This is a genomic window from Shinella sp. 1A1 (assembly GCF_055379515.1).
In genome coordinates this window covers 2188819-2214392 of record NZ_AP039671.1, presented here as the reverse complement: position 1 = coordinate 2214392, position 25574 = coordinate 2188819, and the positions used below count along the sequence as shown (strand labels likewise).

The window sequence follows — 25574 nt, the reverse complement described above, 5'->3', positions numbered from 1 at the left end:
TCACCCGATCAGCGCGAACCGATCCACATCCACCATCCCCCTGTCCGAGATCTTCAGATGCGGGATGACCGGCAGCGGCAGGAAGGCGAGCTGGAGGAAGGGTTCTTCCAGCGTGGCGCCAAGGGCGAAGGCGGCCTGGCGCAGGTGGTGCAGGGTGTCGCGCACGGCCTCGTAGGGTTCGAGGCTCATCAGGCCGGCGACAGGAAGGGCGATCTCGCCGGTGACCTTGCCGTTCTCCACCACGACGAAGCCGCCCTTGATCTCGCCGAGGCGGTTCGCCGCGAGCGCCATGTCGTCCTCGTCGACGCCGACGACGCAGATATTGTGGCTGTCGTGGCCGACCGTCGAGGCGATGGCGCCCTTCTTCAGGCCGAAGCCCTGCACGAAGCCGTTGGCGTGGTTGCCGTTCTTGCCGTGGCGCTCGATGACGGCGACCTTGATGATGTCCTGCGCGAGATCGACGGCGGTCTGGTTGCCTTTTGCCGGCAGGCGGTAGCGGCGGTGCTCGGTGATGATCTTGCCGGGCAGCACGCCGATGACCGGGGTCTCGCCCTCCGTGACGGGAACGGTGAAATGGGCGGCGCTGACCGGGCGGGCCTTGACGCTGTCGAGGCCGACGGGCTCCACCGCCTTGCGGGTCGCGAAGAGCGCGTCGTCCACCTTGCGGCCGGCGCAGAAGACCATTCCGGCCTTGCAGTTCTCCAGCGTATCGACGACGACGAGGTCGGCTCGCCAGCCGGGGGCGACGAGGCCGCGGTCGCGCAGGCCGAAGGCCTTCGCCGCGGAGATGGAGGCGGCGCGGTAGACGGCGAGCGGGGCGCGGCCGTGGGCGATGGCCGTGCGGATCATGTAGTCGAGATGGCCCTGTTCGGCGATGTCGAGCGGATTGCGGTCGTCGGTGCAGAGCGCGAGGAAGGGCGAGAGCCGTTCGGTGAGGATCGACATCAGGGCGAGGAGATCCTTGGAGACGGAGCCCTCGCGGATGAGGATGTGCATGCCCTTGCGAATCTTCTCCAGCGCCTCTTCGGCCGTCGTGCATTCGTGCTCGGTGCGGATGCCGGCGGAAAGGTAGCCGTTGAGGTCATTGCCGCGAAGGAGCGGCGCGTGGCCGTCGATATGGCCGCCCTGGAAGGCTTCCAGCTTGGCGAGGCAGACGAGGTCCTTGTGGATGACGCCCGGGAAATTCATGAATTCCGCAAGGCCGATGACCTTGGGATGGTCGCGGAACGGCAGCAGGCGCTCGACCGGCAGGTCGGCGCCGGAGGTTTCCAGATGCGTCGCCGGCACGCAGCTCGAAAGCTGCACGCGGATATCCATGATCGTTTCCATCGCACTGTCGAGGAAGAACTGGATGCCCTCGGTGCCGAGCACGTTGGCGATCTCGTGCGGATCGCAGATGACGGTGGTGACGCCGTAGGGCAGCACGCAGCGGTCGAATTCGTGCGGCGTTACCAGCGAGGATTCGATGTGGAGATGCGTATCGATGAAGCCGGGCACGACGATGCGGCCGGTGATGTCGATTTCCCTGCGGCCCTTGTATTCGCCGCAGGTGCCGACGATACGCTCGCCGCAGATGGCGATGTCGGAGGCGACGAGCTCGCCCGTCACGAGGTCGAAGAACTGCCCGCCCTTCAGCACGATGTCGGCTGGCTCGCGGCCGGTTCCCTGGTCGATGAAGCGTTCCAAGTCGGTCATGGCTGGTCTCCGAATCCCTTTTCGCAGACTCTAGAGCATTTCCGCTTTTCTCCGAATCGCGAAAACGCTCCAACTCTTTGTTTGCCGCATTTCCCTACGCAAAACCGCTTCGCACTTTTGCTGGAAATGCTCTGGTCCCGCCGCGGCAGGAAGAAAGGGCCAGACGGCGAATCTTCAGTGTGGGAAAGTCACCGTGAAGGCGAAGCGTGTGTGCCCGCCTGCGGCAAGCAGGGTGGTGAAGGGCCGGCCCTTCAGTTCGCGCGCGCCGCTATATTCGGCGGCCGTGCCGTGCCACGGCTCGATGCAGAGGAAGGGTGCGCCGGGCTTGGTCCAGAGCGCGAGGTTCGGCAGGTTTTCGAAACGGAAGTTGAGGGCCGGGCCATCCTCGGCGGTGTAGGTGAGGCCGGTGCCGGCTCCCTGCGGGAAGACGAGGGCGTCGTTGTCAAAGAGCGCATGGGCGAGCGTCAGCCGGCCGCCGCTGAAAGGCGAGGGGAGCCGGTGGGGTGAGAGGAGGCCCTTTTCCAGCGGCTGGCGCTCGGGTTCTCCTCCATTGTCGAGCGTGACGGTGTGCGGCCGGCCGGTGGCGCCCGGCAGGGGCCAGACGAAGGCGGGATGGAAGCCGCAGCCGAAGGGCATGGGGACGGTGCCACGGTTCTCCACTTCGGCGGAGACGGTCAGCGACGGGCCATCCAGTCGGTGTTCGACGGTAAGCCGGAAATCGAAAGGATAGGCAGCGCGGGTTTCCTCCGATGCTTCCAGCACGTAACGGCAGGCGCTCTCCTCGGCCGCTTCGAGGGAGAATTCCCGCCGGCGGGCAAAGCCGTGCTGCGCCATCGGATAGGGCTTGCCGTCGATCAGCAGCGTATCGTCCGGCGCCTTGCCGACGATGGGGAACAGGACCGGCGAGCGGCCGGTCCAGAAGGCGGCGTCGCCGTTCCACAGCCAGTTCGCCCCGTCGCGCGTCGTCGCCGATTGCATCTCGGCGCCGAGGGCGGAGACCTCGATGGAGAGGAATTCGTTCGCTATGCGGGTCATGGTCGGCATCGGCTGGCCCTCGTCGTGGTGGCCGCACAATTGCGCCGAACGGGGCGGACTTGCAAGAGCGGTGGTCGATAGCGGCATGTGCCGCCTGCCCCTCATCCGGCCTGCCGGCCACCTTCTCCTTGGCTGCGGGGAGAGCGTTAGGGTGAGGGGCAAAAGCCATCTTGCGGCGGGAATCAAAAAATGGCGGCCGGAGCCGCCATTTCCGTCTGCCCGGCATGCCGGATCAGATATTGTTCTGCAGGACCTCGCGCAGCTTGCCGAACAGTTCGTCGATCTGCGGCTTCTCGATGATGAGCGGCGGGGAGAGGGCGATGATGTCGCCGGTCGTGCGGATAAGCAGGCCCTTCTCATAGGCCTTGAGGAAGGCGTTGAAGGCGCGCTTGGTCGGCTCGCCGGGGATGGAGGCGAGTTCGACGGCGCCGATCAGGCCGACATTACGGATGTCGATGACGTTCGGGCAATCCTTCAGCGAGTGCAGGCCCTCTTCCCAATAGGAGGCGAGCTCGCTGGCGCGGGTCAGAAGGCCCTCTTCCTTGTAGGTGTCGAGCGTGCCGAGGGCGGCGGCGCAGGCGATCGGGTTGCCGGAATAGGTATAGCCGTGGAAGAACTCGATCATGTGTTCCGGGCCGTTCATGAAGGCGTCGTGGATTTCCGACGTCACGAAGACCGCGCCCATCGGGATCACGCCGTTGGTGAGGCCCTTGGCGGTGGTGATGATATCCGGCTTCACGTCGAAATACTGCGCGGCGAAGGGCGCGCCGAGGCGGCCGAAGCCGGTGATGACCTCGTCGAAGATCAGAAGGATGCCGTGCTGCGTGCAGATCTCGCGCAGCTTCTGGAGGTAGCCCTTCGGCGGGATGAGCACGCCCGTCGAGCCGGCGACCGGTTCGACGATGACGGCTGCGATGGTCGAGGCGTCATGCAGGGTGATGATGCGCTGGAGTTCGCTGGCGATGTCGCCGCCATGCTCCGGCTCGCCGCGCGAGAAGGCGTTCTTGTCCGGGAAGTGGGTGTGCGGCATGTGGTCGACGCCGGTCAGCAGCGTGCCGAACATCTTGCGGTTGGAGACGATGCCGCCGACGGAGATGCCGCCGAAATTGACGCCGTGATAGCCGCGCTCGCGGCCGACCAGGCGGAAGCGCGAGCCGTCGCCCTTGGCGCGGTGATAGGCGAGCGCCACCTTCAGCGCGGTCTCGACCGATTCGGAGCCGGAATTGGTGTAGAGGACGTGGTCCATGCCTTCCGGGGCGATGTCGACGAGGCGGTTGGCGAGCTCGAAGGCCTTGGGATGGCCGAGCTGGAAGGCGGGGGCGTAGTCGAGCTCGCCGGCCTGCTCGCGGATCGCCTCGGTGATCTTCGGCCGGCAGTGGCCGGCATTTACGCACCACAGGCCTGCCGTACCGTCGAGTACCTGACGGCCGTCATGGGTGGTGTAGTACATGTCCTTGGCGCCGACGAAAAGGCGCGGCTCCTTCTTGAACTGCCGGTTCGCCGTGAAGGGCATCCAGAAGGCGCGCAGATCGTTGGGGGTGTTGAGGCGGTTGGACATGCGATCTCTCCCACGGCCATTGAATGCGGGGGCCGTCCCGGCTGGTATTTTTACCCGATGGTCAAATTAGCAAGGCAGTGGGGGGCGTCAAGCAGCCCTTTGACGGCAAAACGCCCCGAATGGGCATTCGGGGCGTCGCGAATCACCGGCCGGGAAGAGATCAGGCGATGCGGAGCTTCTTTTCCGCGGCGGCGCCGGCCTTCTTGTAGATGCGGTCCAGCGAGTCGAGGATGGTCATCACCGCATCCGACTTGCTGGAATAATAGATGGTCTGGGCGTCGCGACGCGTGGTCACGAGATTCTGCGCGCGCAGCTTCGACAGGTGCTGCGAAAGGGCGGACTGGCTGAGTCCGACCTGGTTTGCCAGTGCACCGACGGCGATCTCGCCTTCCACCAGAACCTTGAGGATGAGCAGGCGCTTGGGATTCGCCATGGCGGAAAGGAAATCGGATGCGACCTCGGCCTGTGCGTGCTCTGCGTCTGAAATCTTGTCCATTTGAAACTCCTTTGGGCGTTTCCGCTTCAAAACTTGTGCTTTTATGTGAATCCGCTTGTTAGCATATAAGCAAAACCCTTCCCATCAAGTGGCAAGAAATCAGGGGTCGGGGTGCACGCAATGCTATAAGTTTCTTCTCCAAAAACGATAGACGCGAACAGTGGATTCATGCGCTCTGCGGATCAGCCCGTTGCTCTTGCCTCGCGGAGCAAACGTGCCAACTCGCTGCGAAGTTCCTTCGCGTCTTCAAGTTCATGTGCATATTCGAAACGTCTTAACTTGTCACTGCTCGCGAGATCGATTCCCGCTGCATCGAGGCCGACGATGATCCATTCGCCGTCGCTGGCGCCGCAATAGTGGCGCGCATAAACATTCGCGGCTTCCGCATGGTCGCTGTTCATGTGCTCGACGGCGCCGGTTTCCATCGCCGCGAGGGCCGCGCGGGCGGGGGAGCGAATCAGGAGGTCTTCGGCCGTCAGCAGGAAGGCCTTGCCGAAACCGCCATTGAGGAAGGCGCGCTGCGGCACGAGGCGGAAGAAGGTGAAGTCGGGGAAATCGACATAGAGCTTCGCCTTGGGATGACGGCGGATGAAACGTTCGCGCAGCGCCGCGCGCGCCTCGCTTTCGCGCGGGATTTCCTCGGCCTCGCAGATGACGGTGAGGCGCGGATGGGCGAGGGGATCACCCTTGCCGGGCTCGCCGGCCAGCAGCGAGGCCCGCCTGTCGGCCCTCAGCGCCTGGGTGTGAACCGAAAGGGCGGAGACGAGGATGACGGGCGTTCCGTCGGTGTCGGTCCCCGTCAGGGTGCGGCTTGCGAAGGGCGTTCCGGTTTCCGGCTCCAGCACGGCGAGCGCGCAGCTTCGCGCCGAGCGCAGCAGGGTGCGGGCGAGGCGGCGGGCGTCGTCGTCCGTTTCGCGCAGAACGCTGGGCTTGTCCTTCTCGGTCATGGTCTTCGGCTCCCGCTTGCGGTAATGAAAAAGGCAGCGCCCGTCAAGGGGCGCCGCCCTGTCTAGCCTTATCGGCGGCCGCTGTCAGCCGCGCCGGCGGTGCCGCGTCAATCCGTTCACGATATCCTGTGCATTGATCGTGCCGATCACCGTGCCGTTGTCGACGACGCCGACATGGCCGGGCGTGCGGGCCATGGCGTCGAGCACGTCGACGAGCGGGGTCTGCGGCGTGGCGGTCGCCGTCACGCCGCCATTGTCGCCGGAGGCGCCGGGCTGCATCACGTCGCCGGCCGTCAGCATGTTGATCGGGTTCATGTTCTGCACGAAGTCCGCGACATACTGGTTGGCCGGGCTCCTGACGATCTCCTGCGGCGTGCCGCACTGGATGATCCGCCCGCCTTCCATGATGGCGATGCGGTTGCCGATGCGGAAGGCCTCGTCGAGGTCGTGGCTGACGAAGATGATGGTCTTCTTCAGCCGGCGCTGGAATTCCAGCAGCTCGTCCTGCAGGCGCGTGCGGATCAGCGGGTCGAGCGCGGAGAACGGCTCGTCCATGAGCAGGATCGGCGCGCCGGTGGCAAAGGCGCGGGCAAGGCCGACGCGCTGCTGCATGCCGCCCGACAGCTCGTTCACCTTGCGGTCCGCCCATTTGGCGAGGTTGACCAGCTCGAGCTGCTCGGCGACGCGCGCCTTGCGCTCGCTGTCCGGCACGCCGGCAAGTTCCAGGCCGAAGCCGACATTGTCCGCGACGGTGCGCCAGGGCAGCAGCGCGAACTGCTGGAACACCATGGAGACGGTGTGCATTCGGAAGTCGCGCAGCGCCTTCTGCGTCGCCCCGTAGGGATCGACGCTGCTGCTGCCGGCCTTGACCTCCACCTCGCCGCGCACCACCGGGGCGAGCCCGTTGACGGCGCGCAGCAGCGTCGACTTGCCGGAGCCGGAAAGGCCCATCAGCACGAGGATCTCGCCCTCGGTGATCGACAGCGTCGCGTCGGCGACGCCGAGCACCAGCCCGGTTTCCGCCCCGATCTCGTCGCGCGATTTGCCGGCGTCGGCCAGTGCAAGCGCTCTTTGCGGATTGTCGCCGAAGATGATGGAGACGTTCTTGAAGACGACGGCGTCGGTCATTTTGCGTCTCCTTCGTCGGAGGAGCGGAACAGGCGGTCGAGGATGATCGCGAGGATCACGATACAGAGGCCGGCCTCGAAGCCCATGGAGATGTTCACGGTGTTGAGCGCGCGCACCACCGGAACGCCGAGGCCTTTGGCGCCGACCAGCGCGGCGATGACCACCATCGACAGCGAGAGCATGATGGTCTGCGTCAGGCCCGCCATGATCTGCGGCATGGCGAAGGGCAGCTCCACCTTGCGCAGCACCTGGCCGGGCGTCGCGCCGAAGGCCTGGGCGGCCTCCACCAGCGAGGGCGGCGTCGAGATGATGCCGAGGCGGGTGAGGCGGATCGGCGCGGGGATGGCGAAGATCACGGTGGCGATCAGGCCCGGCACCATGCCGAGGCCGAAGAGGATGAGCGCCGGGATCAGGTAGACGAAGGTCGGGATCGTCTGCATGAGATCGAGGATCGGCCGCAGGATCGAGTAGAACCACGGCCGGCGCGCGGCGGCGATGCCGAGCGGCACGCCGACGACCATGCTGACGCCGGTCGCCGCCAGCACGAGCGCCAGCGTTTCCGTCGTCTCCTTCCAGTAGCCCTGGTTCACGATGAGCAGCAGGCCGAGGAAGGTGAAGACGGCGACGCCGAGCGAGCGGCGGAAATACCAGCTCACCCCCGTGACGAGGACGATGAGGAACAGCGCATAGGCGAGCTTGCCGCCGGGGCTGGTGATGAACGGTCCCTGCAGGAGGACGAGCAGGGCGTCGATGCCGGCCTGCAGGAAGACCTTCAGGAAATCGAACAGGCCCTTGCCGTTCGTCGTCAGCCAGCTGACGACGTCCTTGGCGATCGGGCCGATCGGAATTTTTGAGACGGTGAGCCAATCCACGGCAGCAAGCCCCTGGCTGAAAGTTGACGATACGCAGCGGGTTCCGAAAAATCCGGATTCAAGTCTCTTCGAAACGTCTGCGGGAAGGGCAGTATCCGGAGAGAAGAAGGGCGGGAAAGTTTCCTCCCCGCCCTATTCTTGCCTATTAGAGACCCAGCGCGGCCTTCGCGGCGGGCAGGGCCTCGCCGCTGCCGTCCTTGGTCGTCACGCCGGCGAGCCACGGCTCGATGGCTGCCGGATTGGCCTTCAGCCATTCCGTCGCTGCGGCTTCCGGATCCTGGCCGTCGTTCAGGATCTTGCCCATGATCTGGTTTTCCATTTCCAGCGAGAACTTGAGGTTCTGCAGGAACTTTCCGACGTTCGGGCATTCGGTGGTGTAGCCCTGGCGCACGTTGGTGTAGATCGTCGCGCCGCCGAAGTTCGGCCCGAAGATGTCGTCGCCGCCGGTAAGGTAGGTCAGCTTGAAGTTGGCGTTCATCGGGTGGGGTTCCCAGCCGAGGAAGACGATCGGCGCGCCTTCCTGCTCGGCGCGGGCGACTTCCGCCAGCATGCCCTGCTCGGAGGATTCGACGACCTCGAAGCCCGAGAGGTCGAACTTGCCGGCCGAGACCATGTCGATGATCAGGCGGTTGCCGTCATTGCCGGGCTCGATGCCGTAGATCTTGGAGCCGAGCGCGTCCTTCTGCTTGGCGATGTCGCCGAAGTCCTTGATGCCGAGCTCGGCGCCCTTGGCATTGGTCGCGAGCGTGTACTTCGCGCCCTCGAGGTTCTCGCGCACGGTCTCGACCGTGCCGTTGTCGCGGAACGGCTTGATGTCGGCTTCCATGGTCGGCATCCAGTTGCCGAGGAAGACGTCGATGTCCTTGTTGCCGAGCGAGGTATAGGTGACCGGAACCGAAAGCACGGTGACTTCCGTCTCGTAGCCGAGGCTCTTGAGGATGGTGGTCGCGGTCGCGGTGGTGGCGGTGATGTCGGTCCAGCCCACGTCCGAGAACCGGACCTTGCCACAGCTTTCCGCTTCGGCGGCCGAAACGTTGGCGACGCCGAGGGCGAGGACGGATGCGGCAGCGGCAAGGAGTATCTTCAATGGTGATGCAGTCTTCATGTTTTTGCTCCCCTTATGACTATGTTTTAGCCAATCATCAAAACGACATGCTTTCAAGCGCCTTGGCGTAGCCCGAAGCCTCTGAAAGGTCCAATAAATTTCGGCCCTGTTCGCAATTTTGCACATGGATGTCGCAACGGATGGGCCCCTTTGTTTTCTGTGGTTTTCAGGCCTTTGCGGCTGGAAAAACGCGTCCTGCCGGGCCATGACGCGGGAACGGAGAAAATCATGGCCAAGCTCTATTTCAGTTACGCGACGATGAACGCGGGCAAGTCGACGCTGCTCCTGCAGGCGTCCTACAACTATCGCGAACGCGGCATGCGCACGGCGATCTTCATCGCCTCCTTCGACGACCGCGCCGGGCAGGGCCGCATCTCCTCGCGCATCGGCCTGTCCTCGGACGCCATCGCCTTCGACCGCAGCGACGACCTCTATCGCCATATCGAGACCCTCAACGGCGACGGCGGGGAGGAGATCGCCTGCATCTTCGTCGACGAGGCGCAGTTCCTTACCGAGGCGCAGGTCTGGCAGCTCGCCCGCGTCGCCGACCGGCTGCATATCCCCGTCATGGCCTATGGCCTGCGCACGGATTTCCAGGGCAAGCTCTTTCCGGGCTCGCAGGCCCTGCTCGCCCTTGCCGACGAACTGCGCGAGGTGCGCACCATCTGCCATTGCGGCCGCAAGGCGACGATGGTCGTGCGCCTCGGCGCCGACGGCAAGGTGGTGAAGGAGGGTGCGCAGGTGGAGATCGGCGGCAACGACAAATACGTTTCCTATTGCCGCCGACACTGGGACGACATCATGCAGGCCGATTGAGGCGGGTACGGCCGTTCGGGCCGTGCGGCGAAAAAAATCCCCGGCCATCTTGCGGTGCGTCGGCCGTGTCCCACATGTTCTGCGGGAAAACCCTCGGGCGGGTTCCTGTCCGTCCGAAATCGTATAGTGTCGCCGCGATGGAATAAATCGGGCGGCGCGGACGTCTGCCGTTGAGAGTGCAAGGGGACAAGAATGGCCACACTTCAGAATTTCGATGCGGAGATCGACAAGACCCGCAGTGTCGTCAACGAGATGCGCGGCAAGCTTGAACAGTCCGGCATCGTGCTGGAACAGTTCGCCAAGGCGGACACCAAGCTCGGCGACGTCAATTTCGACATCGAGAATGCGCGCATCCAGGATGTCATCGCCCAGCAGAAGGTGATGGAGGGCAATATCGCCGACCTCATCATCGGGCTGGAGGATGCGACGAATATCTTCGGCACCGAATTCGAGAGCATGAAGAGCTATTCGGGCTACGAGAAGTTCATCGGCATCTTCTCCAAGCAGAAGATGCAGCGCATGCGCACCGACCGCGTGCGCAACATGTCGCTCGCCGGCAACCTGCAGGAGTTGCTCTCCAAGTCCGACACGATCGTCGGCATCCTCAAGGAGCAGAAGTCGATCCTCGACCAGCGCTACAAGACCTCCGAGACGAGCCTCGTGCAGGTGATCGAGCGCCGCAAGGGCACGATGTCGAACCTGGAGGCGACGCAGAAGCGCATCGAAGAGCTGAACCCGCTCCTCATGGACCTCGAGAACCGCATCGCCGCCTCGACGGACCAGAAGACCCGCACGGACCTGGAAGGCGAGCGTTCGGCGCTGGCGACCGAATACAACCAGATGCAGGCGAAGGAGCAGGAGCTTCTGGCCGAGAGCCAGACGCTGGAGCGCTACAGCTCGATGTTCCAGACTTTCGTCGATTCGCTCAACAACCAGATCGCCGCGCAGAACACGCTGATCAACAAGCTGACCATCGATACCGAGCAGCGCATCGTGCTCTACAAGGCGCTGGAGGATTCGCTGAAGACGGCGGCGCAGCAGGACGTCGCCCACAAGATCAACACGCTCGGCTCGCAGGTCGATACCGCCGCGGAAGAGACCATGGCCGGCATCGGCTCGGCCGCCCAGCGCCATATCGGCGACCTTCTGGAGATGCACGAGAAGAACATGCTGGCGACGCAGGATATCCAGCGCCGCAAGAAGCTCGCGGACGACGCCTTCGCCCGCCGCTTCCAGACCGTCATGGACAAGCACAATACCGCGAACTACGTGAAGTCGTGATGGTGCCTGTGACGAGTTTGCTGGCTGTGCGGCCGAGAGGAGGTTTTACCCCCCTCTGCCCTGCCGGGCATCTCCCCCACAAGGGGGGAGATCGAATCGTGGCACCGCCTTGCCCCCAGCCGATCTCCCCCCTTGTGGGGGAGATGCCCGGCAGGGCAGAGGGGGGTGTTTATGAGGCGCCTCATCGATGAGCATCCCCGCCGACAGCGCCGTCGCGCAATATTTCTCCACCATCCGTTCCGCCCTCGGCGGGCTCGAAATCTTCCTCGGCGACCGGAATTCCCCGCTCTACCGCAACAGCGTGGTGGGCGAGGTGGTCATGCCCTATCTCGCCCGGCTGCGGGCGTCATTCGCCTGCTGGGAGAACCGCATCGGCTTCGTCCAGCAGTTCCGCGTGTCGCGCGCCGAGAGCGGCTTTCCCGTCTTCCAGAACGTGATGGAGCTGGAGAACGACCGGCAGGGGGCGGAAAAGCGCCTTGCCGCCATGCCGAATGCCGACCAGCTTCGCTCCGAGATGGCCGATTTCATCCTGCGGCAGAAGGCGTTTCCGACGGATCTCCAGACGCGCATGGCCGAACGGCTCTATCTGGAGCAGATCGGCAAGGGCGACATCTTCTCGCCCTTCGTGCTGCCAGAGACGATCCGGGTCGCGGTCAACCCGAAGACCATGCGGCCTTATTACGTCGTCTGCTGGGGCGCCTTCGACGGCACCGCGACGCTGCCGATGGTCTATATGGCGACTATCGAGGATTCGAGCGAGAGTGTCGTCGACATGCTCGTCACCAAGGACGGCAAGCTCAATCAGGACGTCGATATCCCGCTGCCCGTCGGGGGCCTGCTCAATCCCGATCTTGCCAGCCGCTTCGACGATTTCGCGCTGAACAACAGCGCCTATTCGCTGACGCCGGTGACGATCGCCACCAATCTCGACAGGGATTTCCCGGCGCTGCATCCCAAGCAGCTCCGCCGCATCGTGCTCGGGCCGTTTTATTCGGCGGGCATCACCGAGAACAATGCGAAGGTCAACGAGATCCTCTCCAAGGTGCGCAAGCCGGAAAATGCCTGGCTCCTGACCTGGACGGTGCAGGAAGTGTTCTCCAAGGCCGAGCGCCCGGCGCAGAAGGGCTTCTGGAGCTCGACGCCCGCGCAGGAGGAGTTCCACATCGAGACCGACGATCTCGAAGCCGCCCGCATGGGCGTCAGCGCCTACGAGAAACATGCGCTCGTGCCGCACGATGCCTATCAGGCGCTCTATGCCGCAGGCGAGACGCAGGGCATCTTCGGCAGCTACAAGGTGCATGTGATTTCAGGAAACCAGGTAATCACCGAGGGATGAGATGAGCCTCAATGCCGGACTGACGACGATCCACGAGGACGACATCGCCAAGCACCAGGCGATGGCGCAGAGCCTGGTTTCGAAGCTCGTCATCCTCGAAAGCGACGACGGCAGGAACGGCACGGCGCTCGCCGGCACCGGTCGACGCTTCGTCTCCACCGTCTCGACCGCAGGCGCACGCCGCACGCGCGAGGTGGAGCTGGCAAGGACGATCCAGTCGGTGCGCGCCGCCGATCCGCTCCTTTCGCCGCAGCAGCATGCCGTGCTGTTCCGCGCCCGGCGCGGGCTTCAGGTGGCGCTGGCGGTGACGGACGCCTTTTCCCGCCAGACCGATCTGGAGGGGCTTCAGGCACGCAATCTCGCCGCGCCGCTGGCCGGCGCCGAGGCCGATCATTTCCGGGCGCTGCTGGCGGCCTCCGCCTATATCGCCGCCTTCACCTTCGCCGCCTATCTCGGCGCGACGCTGCCGGGCGAGGGCGAGCCGGTGGAGGACGGCGGCGAGCCGGATTATCTCTTCGACACGCCGCAGGATGCGCTGAAAAGCATGGTCGCCGGCCTCGACCGCACCCTTGCCGGCGCGCCGGACGACGGCGCGCTCGTCAGCCGGGCGCGCGCCTTCTCGCGCGTCGCCATCGAGGGGCTGATCGGCCGCCGCGCCCGCTTCACCGGCCTTGCCGGCTTCGAGAACGCGCATATCCGCATCGAGCAGGACGACTTCACGCTGTCCGGCTTCGACGTCGCGCCGGGCCAGAAGCGCAAGCCGCTGGTCATGACCTTCAAGAAGCCGAACGAGATCATCGGCAACCATATCGCCAAGTACCAGGCGATGAAGCTCGCCAAGATGCTGATGGCCTACGATTTCGAGCGGCAGATGAACCCGTTCGTCGAGCTCGGCGGCTTCCTCTTCACCTTCATCGGCGACGGCATGCCCGGCACGGGCAAGACCATCCTCATCCAGATGCTCGCCGGCCTCGTCAACGATTACTGCCAGATCGCCGGCTACGCCTTCCACTACGAGAATTTCGGCGTCGACCAGATCTCGTCCTACCAGGGCAAGTCCGGCCAGAACTGCAAGGAATTCGTCAACAACGTCATGAACCCGAAGGCGATCGGCTTCGGCACCATCGACGACGTCGACCAGGTCGCCGCCAAGCGCTCCGACGACCGCGCCTCTGCCGGCCAGCACGAGGTGACGGCGGTGCTGATGGAAAGCTTCGCCGGCGCCTCGACCGTGGTGCGGGGCAACTGCACCTTCGGCATGTTCTCCAACTATCCCGAGAATGTCGACGATGCCCTGCGCCAGCGCGCCGGCGCCCGCTGGCTGGTCGACGGGCCGCAGACCGAGGACGACTATATCGACATCTTCGCGCTGCTCGTCGGCCGGAACCATTCGATCCCGCTCGGCGGGCACACGCTGTTCGAAGGACAGGAGATCCAGCGCGCCGTCTCCAATTCCTACGGCCAGCATGCGCGTCCGCAGGAAGAGGGGCTTCTCGCCGTCTGGGAGCGCCACGAGAAGGAGCACGGCGCGATCCGCACGCTGGAGGATATCGGCGGCTACCTGCACGCCATCAAGGTCGCCGAGCCGCGCTTCACCGGCCGCGCCATCAAGAACATCACTGATGCGATCAAGATGCGCGCCATGGACGTGGAGCTGCCGGACGACTGGTTCGCCACGGCCGACGCCTTCATGCACAGGAGCTACGACGAGAAGAAGGCGATGATCGAGGAGCTGCGCGGGCCGATCACCATGGAAATGGTGCTCCAGGAGATCAACCGCTACGCCGATTCGGAATTCCGCTACACCGACAAATCCGACGACGCCGCCGTCTCCGACATCATCCGCCGCGAACGCCAGCGCGAGAAGGCGGTCCGCGAGATCGAGACGATGAAGGCGGAGGGGCGGTGGTAGGCGTGCCGGGTTCGCTCCTTATCGGTCTGCCGGATTTGCCCCTCATCCGGCCTGCCGGCCACCTTCTCCCCGCAAGCGGGGCGAAGGGGATATGCCGCGCCGGTTTCCTCAATCATCAATGTCGCGTGGGGCACGTTCCCTCTCCCCGCTTGCGGGGAGAGGGTTAGGGTGAGGGGCCAGTGCGTGGCGCGAACGGCAAGAGGACCGGAAGAGCAAGGCAATTGCGCCAGATCGATAACGACGCGGAGGCATCCCTCTGGTCGGAGCTGCGAGGCCGGCGGTTGAACGGCTTCAAGTTTGTCCGCCAGGTGGCAATCGGCCCCTACTTTGCCGACTTCGCCTGTCGAGAGAAAATGCTGGTCGTTGAGGTTGACGGCAGCCAGCACGCAGGTAGTGAATATGACCGGAAACGAAATGAATTCATGGCTATGAATGGGTGGTCCATCGCTCGCTTCTGGAATGTGGATATCCTGATGGAAAGCAGAGCCGTGCTCGAGACGATCGTGGCGATTTGCGAAGGTCGTCTGTCGGAGCGTGTATCCGGGACCGATTTTCTGTTTCTGCCCGCAGGGGAGCGCACATGAAACGCCTCCTCGAAGCCGAATTGATCTACGGGCGGCTGCTGCCGGTCGATGAGCCGCATCTGGTCGAGCGCTACAACAAGGCGCTGGATGGTTTCGGGATGCGGCGTACCGGGCTTCCGAGCTTCCGCATCGACATGACCGGCTTTTCGCCGGAAATTGCCGACGAGCTCGGCGACCGGGACTATCTCGATCCCAACCGGGTCAACCGACGCTTCGTCATCATGACGCCCGACCAGGTGAACCTGCCGGTGGTGCATACGAGCTTTTCCAACACGGCCGCGCTGATGCACGAGTTCTTCTCGGCCAATGCAAGGGCGATCAACGCGATCACCATCCGCGACGCGCTCTATGGCGAGATCGAGGATTCCGTCTCCGTCGTCAACGATATCGACGACCTGCTCTCGATCAACGAGGTGCGCTTCAGGGTGCTCTCGGCCGAGGACATGCTCGGCAAGGCGGCCGAGCTGCGCGGGCTCGTCGACCGGCTGAAGACCGTGCCGAACGCCTGGGCGGACGATGCGATGCTGAACCGCATGGTGGAGCTTGCCAGGCAGACCGGCGACATCCGCCAGAACGCGCTGGTGCCGGACCAGCTCGTCTTCCGCCACGAGGCCTATTGGGCGAACCATTTCGGCGGGGTCTTCGTCTTCCTCGACGACCGGACGACGACGGTGATCTGCGACCCCAGCGTGCCCGGCTTCCGCCGCTCGCGGCCGTGGCAGGTGAGCTACATCGCGCTCGACGATCACCGGCGCATCTTCGATTTCCTCGCCTCGACCAAGCGGCTGGAGCTGCCGCGGGCCTCGTGGGTGGAGCCGTCGGGCCTCTTCCAGCACAGGGCGGACATGACCGTCGCCGGCCTCGTCAACCGGAGCGACCCGACCGCCGACCTCGAAAAGGCCGACCGCATCTGGCTGCAGACCTGGATGCATCGCAACGCCGCGCTGGTGGCCGAGGAGGGCACCTATCCCTTCCTGCATGAGGCGATGCGGACGGTCGCGACGACCGGCGAGATCAAGATCGACGAGGTCGCGCCCGAAAGGCGCTTCCTCCTCGTGCGCGCCGCGCCCGACCACCCGGACCAATGGCTGGTCAACCGGCTGATTTCGCAGATGGTTCCCCATGACTTCGTGTCGCGCTTCGTCTTCGACAAGCAGGGCTTCTATTCCGCCTACGAGCACTACAGCGAAAAGTTCCGCGAATACGTTGTTGCGACGTTGACGCGAACCTATCTGCAAGACAAGGCTGCATTCCGCAGGAAACTCTTCGGCATCAGAGAGGACGACCCCAATGCTTGACCCGATCGTCGCCTTCTTCCAGCGCATCTTCGCGGCCATCGGTCGGGGCATCGGCATGGTGATCGCCTGGATCCTCTGGCCCTTCATGACGGTGGCGAACTGGTATCGCGCCCGCGGCTGGATCATCAAGGGGCCGATCGGCATCGCACTCGTCGTGCTTGTCGCCTTCTATGCCTATTTCATCTGGCAGACCCAGGTGTGGAGCGGCTTCAACCCGGACTATGTGAACACCTACAATCTCGGCCAGCGCAAGCAGGATGCGGGCACCGCTACCGGCGGCACCGCCTCCGCCACGCCGCCGGCGGGCGATCTTGCCGAGCCGGAGCCGAAGACCTGCGTGCGCTCGGCGATCGTCGACGTGACGGCCGACCTCATCGACTTCAACGTCAACCAGAACGCCTGGATCTCCTCCATGCTGCTCTACAAGCTTGGGCTCTTCGGGCTCGACTGGGACAAGACGCCGTGGTTCGACAACAAGGCGTCCTTCCAGCGCGGCGTCAACCAGGCCGTCCGGCGCACGGCGGTGGAACTGGTCGATGCGCTCGGCCGCGTGCGCGGCACCTCCGGCATCAACGCCGACCTCCAGCGCGCCCGCGGCAACCTGCAGTTCGACGAGGAGACCTGGTATTTCGGCTCGGATTCGCTGCTGCCCAAGACGCCGACGCCGAACTACTACCGCACGGCGATGGCGGACCTGCGCAAGTTCAACGCCTCGCTCGAAGCCTGCGACGCCATCTTCGACGGCCGCTCCGACAACCTGATCGAGTTCCTCGACCGCATCACCAACGACATCGGCTCGACTTCCGACATTATTCGGAAGCAGTCGGAATTCCAAAATGGCGGCTGGTTCGACACGCGGGCGGACGACCGCTTCTGGTTCGCCTATGGCCAGCTCTACGGCTATTACGGCATCCTCTCGGCCTCCGGCGCCGACTTCGAGGCGGTCATCAAGGCGCGCGGCATCGAGCCGCTCTGGAAGGCGACGATCTCGCAGCTTCGCTCGGCGCTGAAGATCCAGCCGGCCATCATCTCGAACGGCAAGGAAGACGGCTGGATCATGCCGACGCATCTTGCCACTATGGGCTTCTATATCCTGCGCGTGCGCTCGAACCTTGTGGAAATGCGCGACGTGCTGGCACGCTGACAGCAGTGATTTCGCGGGGATTGCGAGCAGCATTCCCCGCCGCCTTTGCGTATTGACCGAATGCCGCCTCCGGGAGAGGAGACCCGGTTGCGGCAGCGATGCTGAGGGGAGCACACCGCATGGCCGACGTGAAATCCGACATCGAAATCGCCCGCGCCGCGAAGAAGCAGCCTATCCTGGAGATCGGCGCGAAGCTTGGCATCCCGCCGGAAGCGCTGCTGCCCTATGGTCACGACAAGGCGAAGATCACCGCCGGCTTTATTGCCGCGCAGAAGGGCAAGCCCGACGGCAGGCTGATCCTCGTCACTGCCATCAACCCGACGCCGGCCGGCGAGGGCAAGACGACGACCACGGTCGGCCTCGGCGACGGGCTCAACCGCATCGGTAGGAAGGCCATCACCTGCATTCGCGAGGCTTCGCTCGGCCCCTGCTTCGGCGTGAAGGGCGGGGCGGCCGGCGGCGGCTATGCGCAGGTGGTGCCCATGGAGGACATGAACCTCCATTTCACCGGCGATTTCCACGCCATCACCTCGGCGCACAACCTGCTCGCCGCGCTGATCGACAACCACATCTACTGGGGCAACGAGCAGAACATCGATACCCGTCGCATCGCCTGGCGGCGCGTGATGGACATGAACGACCGCGCGCTGCGCCAGATCGTCTGCTCGCTCGGCGGCGTCGCCAACGGCTATCCGCGCGAGGCGGGTTTCGACATCACCGTCGCCTCGGAGGTGATGGCGATCCTCTGTCTGTCGATGGACCTCAGGGACCTCGAAAGGCGGCTCGGCAACATCATCATCGGCTACCGGCGCGACAAGTCGCCGGTCTTTGCCCGCGACATCAAGGCGGACGGGGCGATGACGGTGCTGCTCAAGGACGCCATGCAGCCGAACCTCGTGCAGACGCTGGAGAACAACCCGGCCTTCGTGCATGGCGGCCCCTTCGCCAACATCGCCCATGGCTGCAATTCCGTTATCGCCACCACGACGGCGCTGAAGCTTGCCGACTATGTGGTGACGGAGGCCGGTTTCGGCGCCGATCTCGGGGCGGAAAAATTCTTCGACATCAAGTGCCGCAAGGCCGGGCTCAAGCCCGACGCCGCCGTCATCGTCGCGACCGTGCGCGCCATGAAGATGAACGGCGGGGTTAAGAAGGACGATCTCGGCCGGGAGGATGTCGAGGCGGTACGCAAGGGCTGCGCCAATCTCGGCCGGCATGTGCAGAACGTGAAGAAGTTCGGCGTGCCCGTCGTGGTCGCCATCAACCATTTCACCTCCGATACCGAGGCGGAAATCCGCGCGGTGCAGGCCTATGTGGAAACGCTCGGCGCCGAGGCGATCGTCTGCCGGCACTGGGCGCTCGGCTCGGCCGGCATCGAGGAATTGGCGCGCAAGGTGGTGGAGCTTGCCGAATCCGGCCATTCGCAATTCTCGCCGCTCTACCCGGACGAGATGCCGCTTTTCGAGAAGATCGAGACGATCGCCAAGGACATCTACCATGCCGACGCGGTAATCGCCGACAAGACCGTGCGGGCTCAGCTCCATATGTGGGAGCAGCAGGGCTACGGCCGGCTGCCGGTCTGCATGGCCAAGACGCAATATTCCTTCTCGACCGACCCGAACCTGCGCGGCGCGCCCACCGGCCATACCGTGCCGGTGCGCGAGGTGCGCCTGTCCGCCGGCGCCGGCTTCGTCGTGGTCGTCACCGGCGAGATCATGACCATGCCGGGCCTGCCGAAAGTGCCGTCGTCGGAGAGGATCTTCCTCAACGAAGAGGGCCATATCGAAGGCCTCTTCTGAAAGCGGAAGGGGCGCCTCGGGCGCCCCTCGTCGCGGTCACGTGCGGCCGAGATAGTCCAGCTTGCCGACGGGAACGCCGTTGTGGCGCAGGATCGCGTAGGCGGTCGTCAGGTGGAAGTAGAAATTCGGAAGCACGAAGGTGAGGAGGTAGTCCTTGCCGGAGGAGCTGAGTTCCCCGCCGCGCGTCTTCAGGACGACGGTGCGCTCGGCCGCGCCCTCGAAGGCGGCTTCCGGCACGGAGGCGAGATAGGCCGTGGTCTTCTCGATGCGGGCGCGCAGGTCGGATAGCGTCGTTTCGTCGTCCGCAAAGCCCGGCGCGTCGGTGCCGGTGAGGCGCGCGGCGGCGCCCTTGGCCGTATCGCTTATGCGCTGGACCTGGCCTGCGAGCGAGAGCATGTCGGGCGCAAGGCGCGCGTTCACGAGGACTTCCGGCTTGATGTTCTTCTCCTGCGCAAAGGCTTCGGCCTTGTCGAGCAGTTTGGACAGGACGGCGAAACCGCGCTGGAACGCGGGGATGGAGAGTTCATAGGGTGTGATCGACATGGGGGAACCTCTGCGTGGCGTGATATCGGGCTCTGGGCCTCACTACAGATAGGAGCGACGCGCGCCTCTTTTCAGGAGCCGCCGAAAATATCGCCGGGGTTCATTACCAGCAATAGCGGTAGCCGCCGCGCCGTTCCTTCACGTCGAGATGCAGGTGGTTCTGGTGCGCCGCGTCGCTGCCGGGGTCGAGCACCGTCGTGAAATAGAGGCAGGCCGCCTCGGTGATCGCGCGCTGGAAGGCGCCTTCCAGCGTGGAATCCTTGTCCGCCGGGCGGATGGTGAAGGTCTTGCCGCTCTTGAAGGTGAAACCGGCGATATCGATGGCATTGCCGAAGGCATGTTCGGAAATCCTGCCTTCCGTCGCGCCGTTGCGGTTGCGGCAGACATAGGCGGAGGCCTGGGAGAGGCTGGTGATCGTTTCCTGCGGCATGGCGGCCTGCAGCGAAGGCTTCACCGAGCCCTCCAGCCAGCGGGCAAGCTGCAGCGCCGCCTCGCAGCGCACCGTCGCCTGCGGCTCGACCTCGATGCCGCCCGGCAGCCGCTTGAGAAGGACGGGCTTGTCGATGCCGCAGGCCTTGCCGTCCTCGACCGCCGGCGCTTCCTCGAAGCCCACGCCGATCTCCGTCAACGCCTTCCGGCAGGCCGCCTCTTCGCTTGCATCCTCGTGCGGACGCTCGCTGGCCTTCTCCGCTTCCTCGGCGGCCTTGCGCCCCGCCTCCGTTTTTACATCGACCGCCGGGGTCTCCTTCTTTTCTTCCACGGGCGCCTGCTCGGGACGTGAAGCGGGTAGCGGACCCTTTTCCGGCAGGTCGGCGGCGCTGGCGAGCATGAGGGGCAGGGCGATGAGGGCGAGGGGGCGAAGGGTGAGAATGGGCTGTCTCCCGCTGAAAAGATCAGCGGGGAAACGCCCGGCAGCGGATTTGGTTGCCGAAACCCTGTGGACGATGACGACACGCATGCGCTTCGGGCGCGGCAATCCGGCAACGAAGTGAATAGTGGATTGATAAAGTCATCTTTTTTATGTTGACAAGTTTTATCATGTTTCATAGCGATAGGCCGGGCTCGACCCGAACACGTTTTTGCCATTTTTCCGCATGGCTCGCAGCCGGCGCATCCTCGTGCGCCGGGACGATGCCGCGCGTGCCGAATTAGTAGAGGATAGACATGCAGGCCCGGCGTTCCCGTTCCGCACTTCTGGCTTGCACGGCGCTCGCCGTGCTTTCCCTTTCCGCCCCCGCACTCGCGCAGGATGCCTCCGGCACGGCCGACGCCAATGGGAACACAACCCTGCAGCCTATCGTGGTGAAGGGGAAGCGGGTGGTGAAGCCGACGGGCAGCGTCGAGGACACGCCCCTTGCAACACAGACGACCGCGGAGCAATTGCGCCGTGAGGAGATCAACTCGCCCTCCGACGTGTCGCGCCTGGACCCGAGCGTTCAATATTCCTCCGCCGACAAGGGCTTCGTCATTCGCGGGATGGGCGGCAACCGCGTGACGACGCTGGTCGACGACATTCCGCTTCCCTATCTCTCCAACGCCGCCCGTTCGGGTGGTCCCTCGACGACGACCAACGCGAATGGCGGCGCCAATGCGTTCTCGTTCAATGCCATTTCCACGATGGATATCGTCAAGGGAGCGGACTCGAGCCGCGCCGGCTCCGGCGCGCTGGGCGGGGCCGTCGTCTTGCGCACGCTGGAACCGGAAGACCTGATCCGGGAAGGCCGGGACTGGGGCGGCATCGCCAAGGCGACCTATGACAGCTCCATTCGGGGCATCGGTGGAAACTTCGCGGTCGCCAAGCGTTTTGACGACACCAGCGTGCTCTTCCAGGGTTCCTATCTGCGTGGCCATGAGACGGACAATGCGGGCACGATCGGGGGCATCGGCTTCGGCCGTGACAAGGCCAACCCCGCGGACCTCACGGAATACAACCTGCTCTTCAAGGCGCGTCGCGAACTGGAGGGCGGCCACAGGATCGGCATCACGGCCGAGCACTATGACCGCGACCTCGACACGGAACTGCTGACGCTGCAGGGCGGTACCAATTCCAGCCGCGGCTACAAGGACTTCTTCGGCTTCGAGGACAATACGCGCGACCGGGTATCGCTGGACTACCAGCTCGACGAACCGGGCGGGTTCTTCGATTCCATCCGCTCCTCCGTTTACTGGCAGAACGTCAAGCGGACTGCGGGCAATGAAGGCATCCGCATTCCGGCTCCGGCCGGGGACTGGTACCGTTCGAACCAGCTGGAAGAGCAGTCCGTCGGCATCGTCAGTACGTTCAACAAGGCATTCGACACCGGCAATTTCAGCCATGAGTTGAACATCCGCACCAATTTCTCCTATTTCTGGGCCCAGTCCTTCACCGCCGGCCGCGACGGCTGCATCGACGGATCCTATGTCGGTCCCGCATGCGGCTCGCTCCATGCGGATCAGTCGGAAATGCCCGACGTCAACGGTGCAAGGCTCGGCATCACGCTGGACGACAAGATCCGCTACGGCGATTCCGCCTGGTCCGTGACACCCGGCCTCGGCTTCGACTGGTTCGACTACCAACCGCAGGAAACTGCCGGTTTCACCGGAAATCCCGGCTATACCGGCCTGCCGGATTCGCGCCACGGCGCCCGGATCTCGCCGAAGCTTCTCGTCGGATACGACGTCACGCCAGATTTCGAGCTTTTCGGCCAGTGGTCGATGGCATACCGCGCACCGACGGTGGACGAACTCTATCTGCTCTACACGGGGCAGGGCGGTCCCATTCAATACGCCGTCGTCGGCAATCCGGACCTCAAGCCCGAAACCGGCATGGGGCTGGAGCTTGGCGGCGATTATGACGTCGGCGACACGAAGATGCGGGTGGTCGGTTTCTATAACCAGTACAGGAACTTCATCGACAGGCGCGATATCGGGCCGGTCCCGCCCTATACGAGCTACGAGCAATACTACAACAGGGCGCGTGTTCGTGTGGCCGGGATCGAGATCAGCGGCTACCACGCTTTCGCCAATGGCATTCATCTCAACGGCTCGCTGACCTATACGAACGCGAAGGACAAGGATACGGACGAGTCGCTGCGCACCGTGATTCCGCTGCGGGCGATTGCGGGCATCGGCTATAGCCAGGACGATTGGGGTGTCGACCTCACGGGCATTTTCGGAAGTGCGATACGTAAATCCACCACCGCCAACAGGTTCAACGCCCCCGGTTACGGGATTGCGAACCTGACGGCGTGGTGGGAGCCGGAAGGTTCCGAAGGCCTCAGAATTCAGGCTGGCGTCTACAACATCTTCAACAAGGAATATTGGGACGGCGTGGCGCTGCGTTCTCTGGATACCGCTACCCCTTCGAACAGCAATACGAACCAGCCGAGCGCTTTCTATGCCGAGCCGGGACGGAGCTTCAAGGTTTCCATCACCAAGACGTTCTGATCTGCGCAGCATGCAGATGGAGAAGGGCGGCAAATCCTGCCGCCCTTTTCTTTGAGCCGCGACAGGAGGCTCTTGCGCAAGCATCCATCTGTCGCTAACAATTCCGCCCATGACAAACGCACGCATCATTTCTGGCTGGTGGTGGGCTCGCTGAGGCGGCCTTGACCAGTCATGCGTGATTGAGACGACAAGCCGCCCGGAAAATTCGAGGCGGCTTTTTTGTGTTCGGCCGCCTCGCAGGACCGGGCCGAAACGGAGTTGGGAATGGCGACGAAAATTCTGGAAGACGGCGGCGAAGCCTATGAGACGCGCGGCGGGGTGACCGTCACGCGGCGGCGCCGTGCGGCGGATTATGCCAATGCGATCTCCGCCTATATCGACAAGCTCGACGAGCGGCGCGGCGCGGTCTTCTCCTCGAACTACGAATATCCGGGCCGCTATACGCGCTGGGATACGGCCGTGGTCGATCCGCCGCTCGGCATTTCCTCCTTCGGCCGCTCCGTCTGGATCGAGGCCTACAATGCGCGCGGCGAGGTGCTGCTGTCGCTGATCGCCGACCGCCTGGCGAACGTGCCGGAACTGGCGCTCGGCGCGCGCACGGCAAGCCGGCTCGATCTCGACGTGAAGCTGCCCGACCGGGTGTTCACCGAGGAAGAGCGCTCGAAGATGCCGACGGTCTTCACCGTGCTGCGCGCCGTCACCGACCTCTTCCATTCGGCGGAGGATGCGAGCCTCGGCCTCTACGGCGCCTTCGGCTACGACCTCGCCTTCCAGTTCGACGCCATCGACCTCAAGCTCACGCGGCCGGACGACCAGCGCGACATGGTGCTCTTCCTGCCGGACGAAATCCTCGTCGTCGACCACTATGCCGCCAAGGCCTGGATCGACCGCTACGATTTCGCCAGGGGCGGCCTTTCCACCGAGGGCAAAGGCGAGGCGATCGCCGCCGAGCCGTTCCGGACCTCCGACGTCATCCCGCCGCAGGGCGATCACCGGCCGGGCGAATATGCCGAGCTCGTCGTCAAGGCGAAGGAAAGCTTCAAGCGCGGCGATCTCTTCGAGGTCGTGCCGGGCCAGAAGTTCTTCGAGCGCTGCGAGAGCAGGCCCTCGGAAATCTCCCGCCGCCTCAAGGCGATCAACCCGTCGCCCTATTCCTTCTTCATCAATCTCGGCAACCAGGAATATCTCGTCGGCGCCTCGCCGGAAATGTTCGTGCGCGTGTCGGGCCGCCGCATCGAGACCTGCCCGATCTCCGGCACGATCAAGCGCGGCGACGACCCGATTGCCGATAGCGAACAGATCCTGAAGCTGCTCAACTCGAAGAAGGACGAATCCGAGCTGACCATGTGCTCGGACGTTGACCGCAACGACAAGAGCCGCGTGTGCGAGCCCGGCTCCGTCAAGGTCATCGGCCGCCGGCAGATCGAGATGTATTCGCGCCTCATCCACACGGTCGACCATATCGAGGGGCGCCTTCGCGACGACATGGACGCCTTCGACGGCTTCCTCTCGCATGCCTGGGCCGTCACGGTGACGGGTGCGCCGAAGCTTTGGGCGATGCGCTTCATCGAAGCGCATGAGAAGAGCCCGCGGGCATGGTATGGTGGGGCGATCGGCATGGTCGGCTTCAACGGCGACATGAATACGGGCCTGACGCTGCGCACCATCCGCATCAAGGACGGCATTGCCGAAGTGCGCGCCGGCGCGACGCTGCTCTACGATTCCAACCCGGAAGAAGAAGAAGCCGAAACCGAACTGAAGGCCTCCGCCATGATCGCAGCCATCCGCGACGCCAAGTCCGGCAATTCCGCCAAGGTCCAGCGCGACGTCGCATCCGTCGGGGCAGGGGTGAAGATCCTGCTGGTCGACCACGAGGACAGCTTCGTGCACACGCTCGCCAACTATTTCCGCCAGACCGGCGCGGAGGTGACGACCGTGCGCACGCCGGTTGCCGAAGAGGTGTTCGATCGCGTGAAGCCGGACCTCGTCGTGCTCTCGCCGGGCCCGGGCAACCCGAAGGACTTCGACTGCAAGGCGACGATCAGGAAGGCGCGCGCGCGCAGCCTGCCGATCTTCGGCGTCTGCCTCGGGCTCCAGGCGCTGGCCGAGGCCTATGGCGGGGAACTGCGCCAGCTCGCCGTCCCCATGCACGGCAAGCCCTCGCGCATCCGCGTGCTGGAGCCGGGCATCGTCTTCTCCGGCCTCGGCAAGGAGGTGACGGTCGGTCGCTACCACTCGATCTTCGCCGATCCGGCGACGCTGCCGCGTGATTTCATCATCACGGCGGAGAGCGAGGACGGCACGATCATGGGCATCGAACATGCCAGCGAGCCGGTGGCGGCGGTACAGTTCCATCCGGAATCGATCATGACGCTCGGCCAGGATGCCGGCATGCGCATGATCGAGAACGTGGTGGCGCATCTGTCGAAGAAGGCGAGGGTGAAGGCGGCTTAGTTTGGCGGCTTGCCGGCTTGCCCCTCATCCCCCTGCCGGGACCTTCTCCCCGCAGGCGGGGAGAAGGGGCAGAACGGCGCGCCCAGCGCTCCTCGCCCCGTTTACGGGGAGAGGATGCCGGCAGGCAGGTGAGGGACAGCCTTAA

At 64.4% G+C, this 25574-nt stretch carries 20 protein-coding genes; 10 read left to right on the top strand and 10 right to left on the bottom strand.

The genetic code is table 11. From position 1 onward, the window contains the following. The 8 genes from ade to ACZ48C_RS10920 form a co-directional block, all read right to left on the bottom strand. Positions 1–1695, bottom strand: coding sequence for an adenine deaminase (ade, locus tag ACZ48C_RS10955; RefSeq protein WP_464781116.1), 1695 nt, complete (start codon positions 1693–1695; stop codon positions 1–3). A gap of 174 nt (positions 1696–1869) precedes the next feature. Then, positions 1870–2739 (bottom strand): aldose 1-epimerase family protein, encoded by an 870-nt coding sequence (locus tag ACZ48C_RS10950; RefSeq protein WP_464782806.1) that lies wholly within the window; start codon positions 2737–2739, stop codon positions 1870–1872. 223 nt (positions 2740–2962) lie between these two features. Further along, positions 2963–4288 carry an omega-aminotransferase AptA gene (gene aptA, locus ACZ48C_RS10945; protein ID WP_119256958.1) on the bottom strand — a complete coding sequence of 442 codons (1326 nt, stop codon included), beginning with the start codon at positions 4286–4288 and terminating at the stop codon, positions 2963–2965. 160 nt (positions 4289–4448) lie between these two features. Beyond that, positions 4449–4784 carry an ArsR/SmtB family transcription factor gene (locus tag ACZ48C_RS10940; RefSeq protein ID WP_119256959.1) on the bottom strand — a complete coding sequence of 112 codons (336 nt, stop codon included), beginning with the start codon at positions 4782–4784 and terminating at the stop codon, positions 4449–4451. A gap of 182 nt (positions 4785–4966) precedes the next feature. Further along, positions 4967–5731, bottom strand: coding sequence for a HugZ family pyridoxamine 5'-phosphate oxidase (locus ACZ48C_RS10935; RefSeq protein WP_464781115.1), 765 nt, complete (start codon positions 5729–5731; stop codon positions 4967–4969). Between the two features lie 84 nt (positions 5732–5815). Next, complete coding sequence (choV, locus tag ACZ48C_RS10930) at positions 5816–6859, bottom strand: choline ABC transporter ATP-binding protein (RefSeq protein WP_119256961.1); 1044 nt, start codon at positions 6857–6859, stop codon at positions 5816–5818. Beyond that, on the bottom strand, positions 6856–7731 hold the full coding sequence (gene choW, locus ACZ48C_RS10925; protein ID WP_119256962.1) for a choline ABC transporter permease subunit: 876 nt from the start codon (positions 7729–7731) through the stop codon (positions 6856–6858). Before choW ends, choV begins: the two co-directional genes overlap by 4 nt. Positions 7732–7876: 145 nt before the next feature. Then, on the bottom strand, positions 7877–8836 hold the full coding sequence (locus ACZ48C_RS10920; protein ID WP_119256963.1) for a choline ABC transporter substrate-binding protein: 960 nt from the start codon (positions 8834–8836) through the stop codon (positions 7877–7879). A gap of 228 nt (positions 8837–9064) precedes the next feature. Here ACZ48C_RS10920 and ACZ48C_RS10915 point away from each other — a divergent pair, with 228 nt between their 5' ends. From ACZ48C_RS10915 to ACZ48C_RS10880, 8 genes are all read left to right on the top strand, one after another. After that, positions 9065–9652: a thymidine kinase gene (locus ACZ48C_RS10915; protein WP_318909672.1), complete on the top strand. Its 588-nt coding sequence runs from the start codon at positions 9065–9067 to the stop codon at positions 9650–9652. Positions 9653–9844: 192 nt separating this feature from the next. Continuing rightward, positions 9845–10933 carry a hypothetical protein gene (locus ACZ48C_RS10910; RefSeq protein ID WP_119256965.1) on the top strand — a complete coding sequence of 363 codons (1089 nt, stop codon included), beginning with the start codon at positions 9845–9847 and terminating at the stop codon, positions 10931–10933. Between the two features lie 187 nt (positions 10934–11120). Beyond that, positions 11121–12269, top strand: a complete 1149-nt coding sequence (locus ACZ48C_RS10905) for a hypothetical protein (RefSeq protein WP_464781114.1) — start codon at positions 11121–11123, stop codon at positions 12267–12269. Between the two features lies 1 nt (position 12270). Beyond that, positions 12271–14181: an AAA family ATPase gene (locus tag ACZ48C_RS10900; protein ID WP_464781113.1), complete on the top strand. Its 1911-nt coding sequence runs from the start codon at positions 12271–12273 to the stop codon at positions 14179–14181. 179 nt (positions 14182–14360) lie between these two features. After that, positions 14361–14765, top strand: a complete 405-nt coding sequence (locus ACZ48C_RS10895) for an endonuclease domain-containing protein (RefSeq protein ID WP_464781112.1) — start codon at positions 14361–14363, stop codon at positions 14763–14765. Further along, positions 14762–16063, top strand: coding sequence for a DUF6638 family protein (locus ACZ48C_RS10890; RefSeq protein WP_464781111.1), 1302 nt, complete (start codon positions 14762–14764; stop codon positions 16061–16063). The genes ACZ48C_RS10895 and ACZ48C_RS10890 overlap by 4 nt, the downstream gene beginning before the upstream one ends. Beyond that, complete coding sequence (locus tag ACZ48C_RS10885; RefSeq protein ID WP_464781110.1) at positions 16056–17207, top strand: DUF2333 family protein; 1152 nt, start codon at positions 16056–16058, stop codon at positions 17205–17207. Before ACZ48C_RS10890 ends, ACZ48C_RS10885 begins: the two co-directional genes overlap by 8 nt. A gap of 119 nt (positions 17208–17326) precedes the next feature. Continuing rightward, positions 17327–19006 (top strand): formate--tetrahydrofolate ligase, encoded by a 1680-nt coding sequence (locus ACZ48C_RS10880; RefSeq protein ID WP_464781109.1) that lies wholly within the window; start codon positions 17327–17329, stop codon positions 19004–19006. Between the two features lie 36 nt (positions 19007–19042). Here the strand turns inward: ACZ48C_RS10880 and ACZ48C_RS10875 are convergent, their stop codons facing one another. Both ACZ48C_RS10875 and ACZ48C_RS10870 read right to left on the bottom strand, forming a co-directional pair. Further along, on the bottom strand, positions 19043–19549 hold the full coding sequence (locus tag ACZ48C_RS10875; RefSeq protein WP_464781108.1) for a DUF1993 domain-containing protein: 507 nt from the start codon (positions 19547–19549) through the stop codon (positions 19043–19045). A gap of 103 nt (positions 19550–19652) precedes the next feature. Then, positions 19653–20309 carry an extensin-like domain-containing protein gene (locus tag ACZ48C_RS10870; protein ID WP_464781107.1) on the bottom strand — a complete coding sequence of 219 codons (657 nt, stop codon included), beginning with the start codon at positions 20307–20309 and terminating at the stop codon, positions 19653–19655. 404 nt (positions 20310–20713) lie between these two features. Between ACZ48C_RS10870 and ACZ48C_RS10865 the strand changes: the two genes are divergently transcribed. Together ACZ48C_RS10865 and ACZ48C_RS10860 are read left to right on the top strand one after the other, a co-directional pair. Continuing rightward, positions 20714–22975 (top strand): TonB-dependent hemoglobin/transferrin/lactoferrin family receptor, encoded by a 2262-nt coding sequence (locus ACZ48C_RS10865; protein ID WP_464781106.1) that lies wholly within the window; start codon positions 20714–20716, stop codon positions 22973–22975. A gap of 264 nt (positions 22976–23239) precedes the next feature. Further along, on the top strand, positions 23240–25429 hold the full coding sequence (locus ACZ48C_RS10860; RefSeq protein ID WP_464781105.1) for an anthranilate synthase: 2190 nt from the start codon (positions 23240–23242) through the stop codon (positions 25427–25429). Positions 25430–25574 lie beyond the last annotated feature (145 nt).

What these genes read in the sequence shown, in the direction of transcription:
- ade (WP_464781116.1), bottom strand. Translation starts at nt 1,695, where the DNA reads ATGACCGACTTGGAACGCTTCATCGACCAGGGAACCGGCCGCGAGCCA.
- ACZ48C_RS10950 (WP_464782806.1), bottom strand. Translation starts at nt 2,739, where the DNA reads ATGCCGACCATGACCCGCATAGCGAACGAATTCCTCTCCATCGAGGTC.
- aptA (WP_119256958.1), bottom strand. Translation starts at nt 4,288, where the DNA reads ATGTCCAACCGCCTCAACACCCCCAACGATCTGCGCGCCTTCTGGATG.
- ACZ48C_RS10940 (WP_119256959.1), bottom strand. Translation starts at nt 4,784, where the DNA reads ATGGACAAGATTTCAGACGCAGAGCACGCACAGGCCGAGGTCGCATCC.
- ACZ48C_RS10935 (WP_464781115.1), bottom strand. Translation starts at nt 5,731, where the DNA reads ATGACCGAGAAGGACAAGCCCAGCGTTCTGCGCGAAACGGACGACGAC.
- choV (WP_119256961.1), bottom strand. Translation starts at nt 6,859, where the DNA reads ATGACCGACGCCGTCGTCTTCAAGAACGTCTCCATCATCTTCGGCGAC.
- ACZ48C_RS10920 (WP_119256963.1), bottom strand. Translation starts at nt 8,836, where the DNA reads ATGAAGACTGCATCACCATTGAAGATACTCCTTGCCGCTGCCGCATCC.
- ACZ48C_RS10915 (WP_318909672.1), top strand. Translation starts at nt 9,065, where the DNA reads ATGGCCAAGCTCTATTTCAGTTACGCGACGATGAACGCGGGCAAGTCG.
- ACZ48C_RS10910 (WP_119256965.1), top strand. Translation starts at nt 9,845, where the DNA reads ATGGCCACACTTCAGAATTTCGATGCGGAGATCGACAAGACCCGCAGT.
- ACZ48C_RS10905 (WP_464781114.1), top strand. Translation starts at nt 11,121, where the DNA reads ATGAGCATCCCCGCCGACAGCGCCGTCGCGCAATATTTCTCCACCATC.
- ACZ48C_RS10900 (WP_464781113.1), top strand. Translation starts at nt 12,271, where the DNA reads ATGAGCCTCAATGCCGGACTGACGACGATCCACGAGGACGACATCGCC.
- ACZ48C_RS10890 (WP_464781111.1), top strand. Translation starts at nt 14,762, where the DNA reads ATGAAACGCCTCCTCGAAGCCGAATTGATCTACGGGCGGCTGCTGCCG.
- ACZ48C_RS10885 (WP_464781110.1), top strand. Translation starts at nt 16,056, where the DNA reads ATGCTTGACCCGATCGTCGCCTTCTTCCAGCGCATCTTCGCGGCCATC.
- ACZ48C_RS10880 (WP_464781109.1), top strand. Translation starts at nt 17,327, where the DNA reads ATGGCCGACGTGAAATCCGACATCGAAATCGCCCGCGCCGCGAAGAAG.
- ACZ48C_RS10875 (WP_464781108.1), bottom strand. Translation starts at nt 19,549, where the DNA reads ATGTCGATCACACCCTATGAACTCTCCATCCCCGCGTTCCAGCGCGGT.
- ACZ48C_RS10865 (WP_464781106.1), top strand. Translation starts at nt 20,714, where the DNA reads ATGCAGGCCCGGCGTTCCCGTTCCGCACTTCTGGCTTGCACGGCGCTC.
- ACZ48C_RS10860 (WP_464781105.1), top strand. Translation starts at nt 23,240, where the DNA reads ATGGCGACGAAAATTCTGGAAGACGGCGGCGAAGCCTATGAGACGCGC.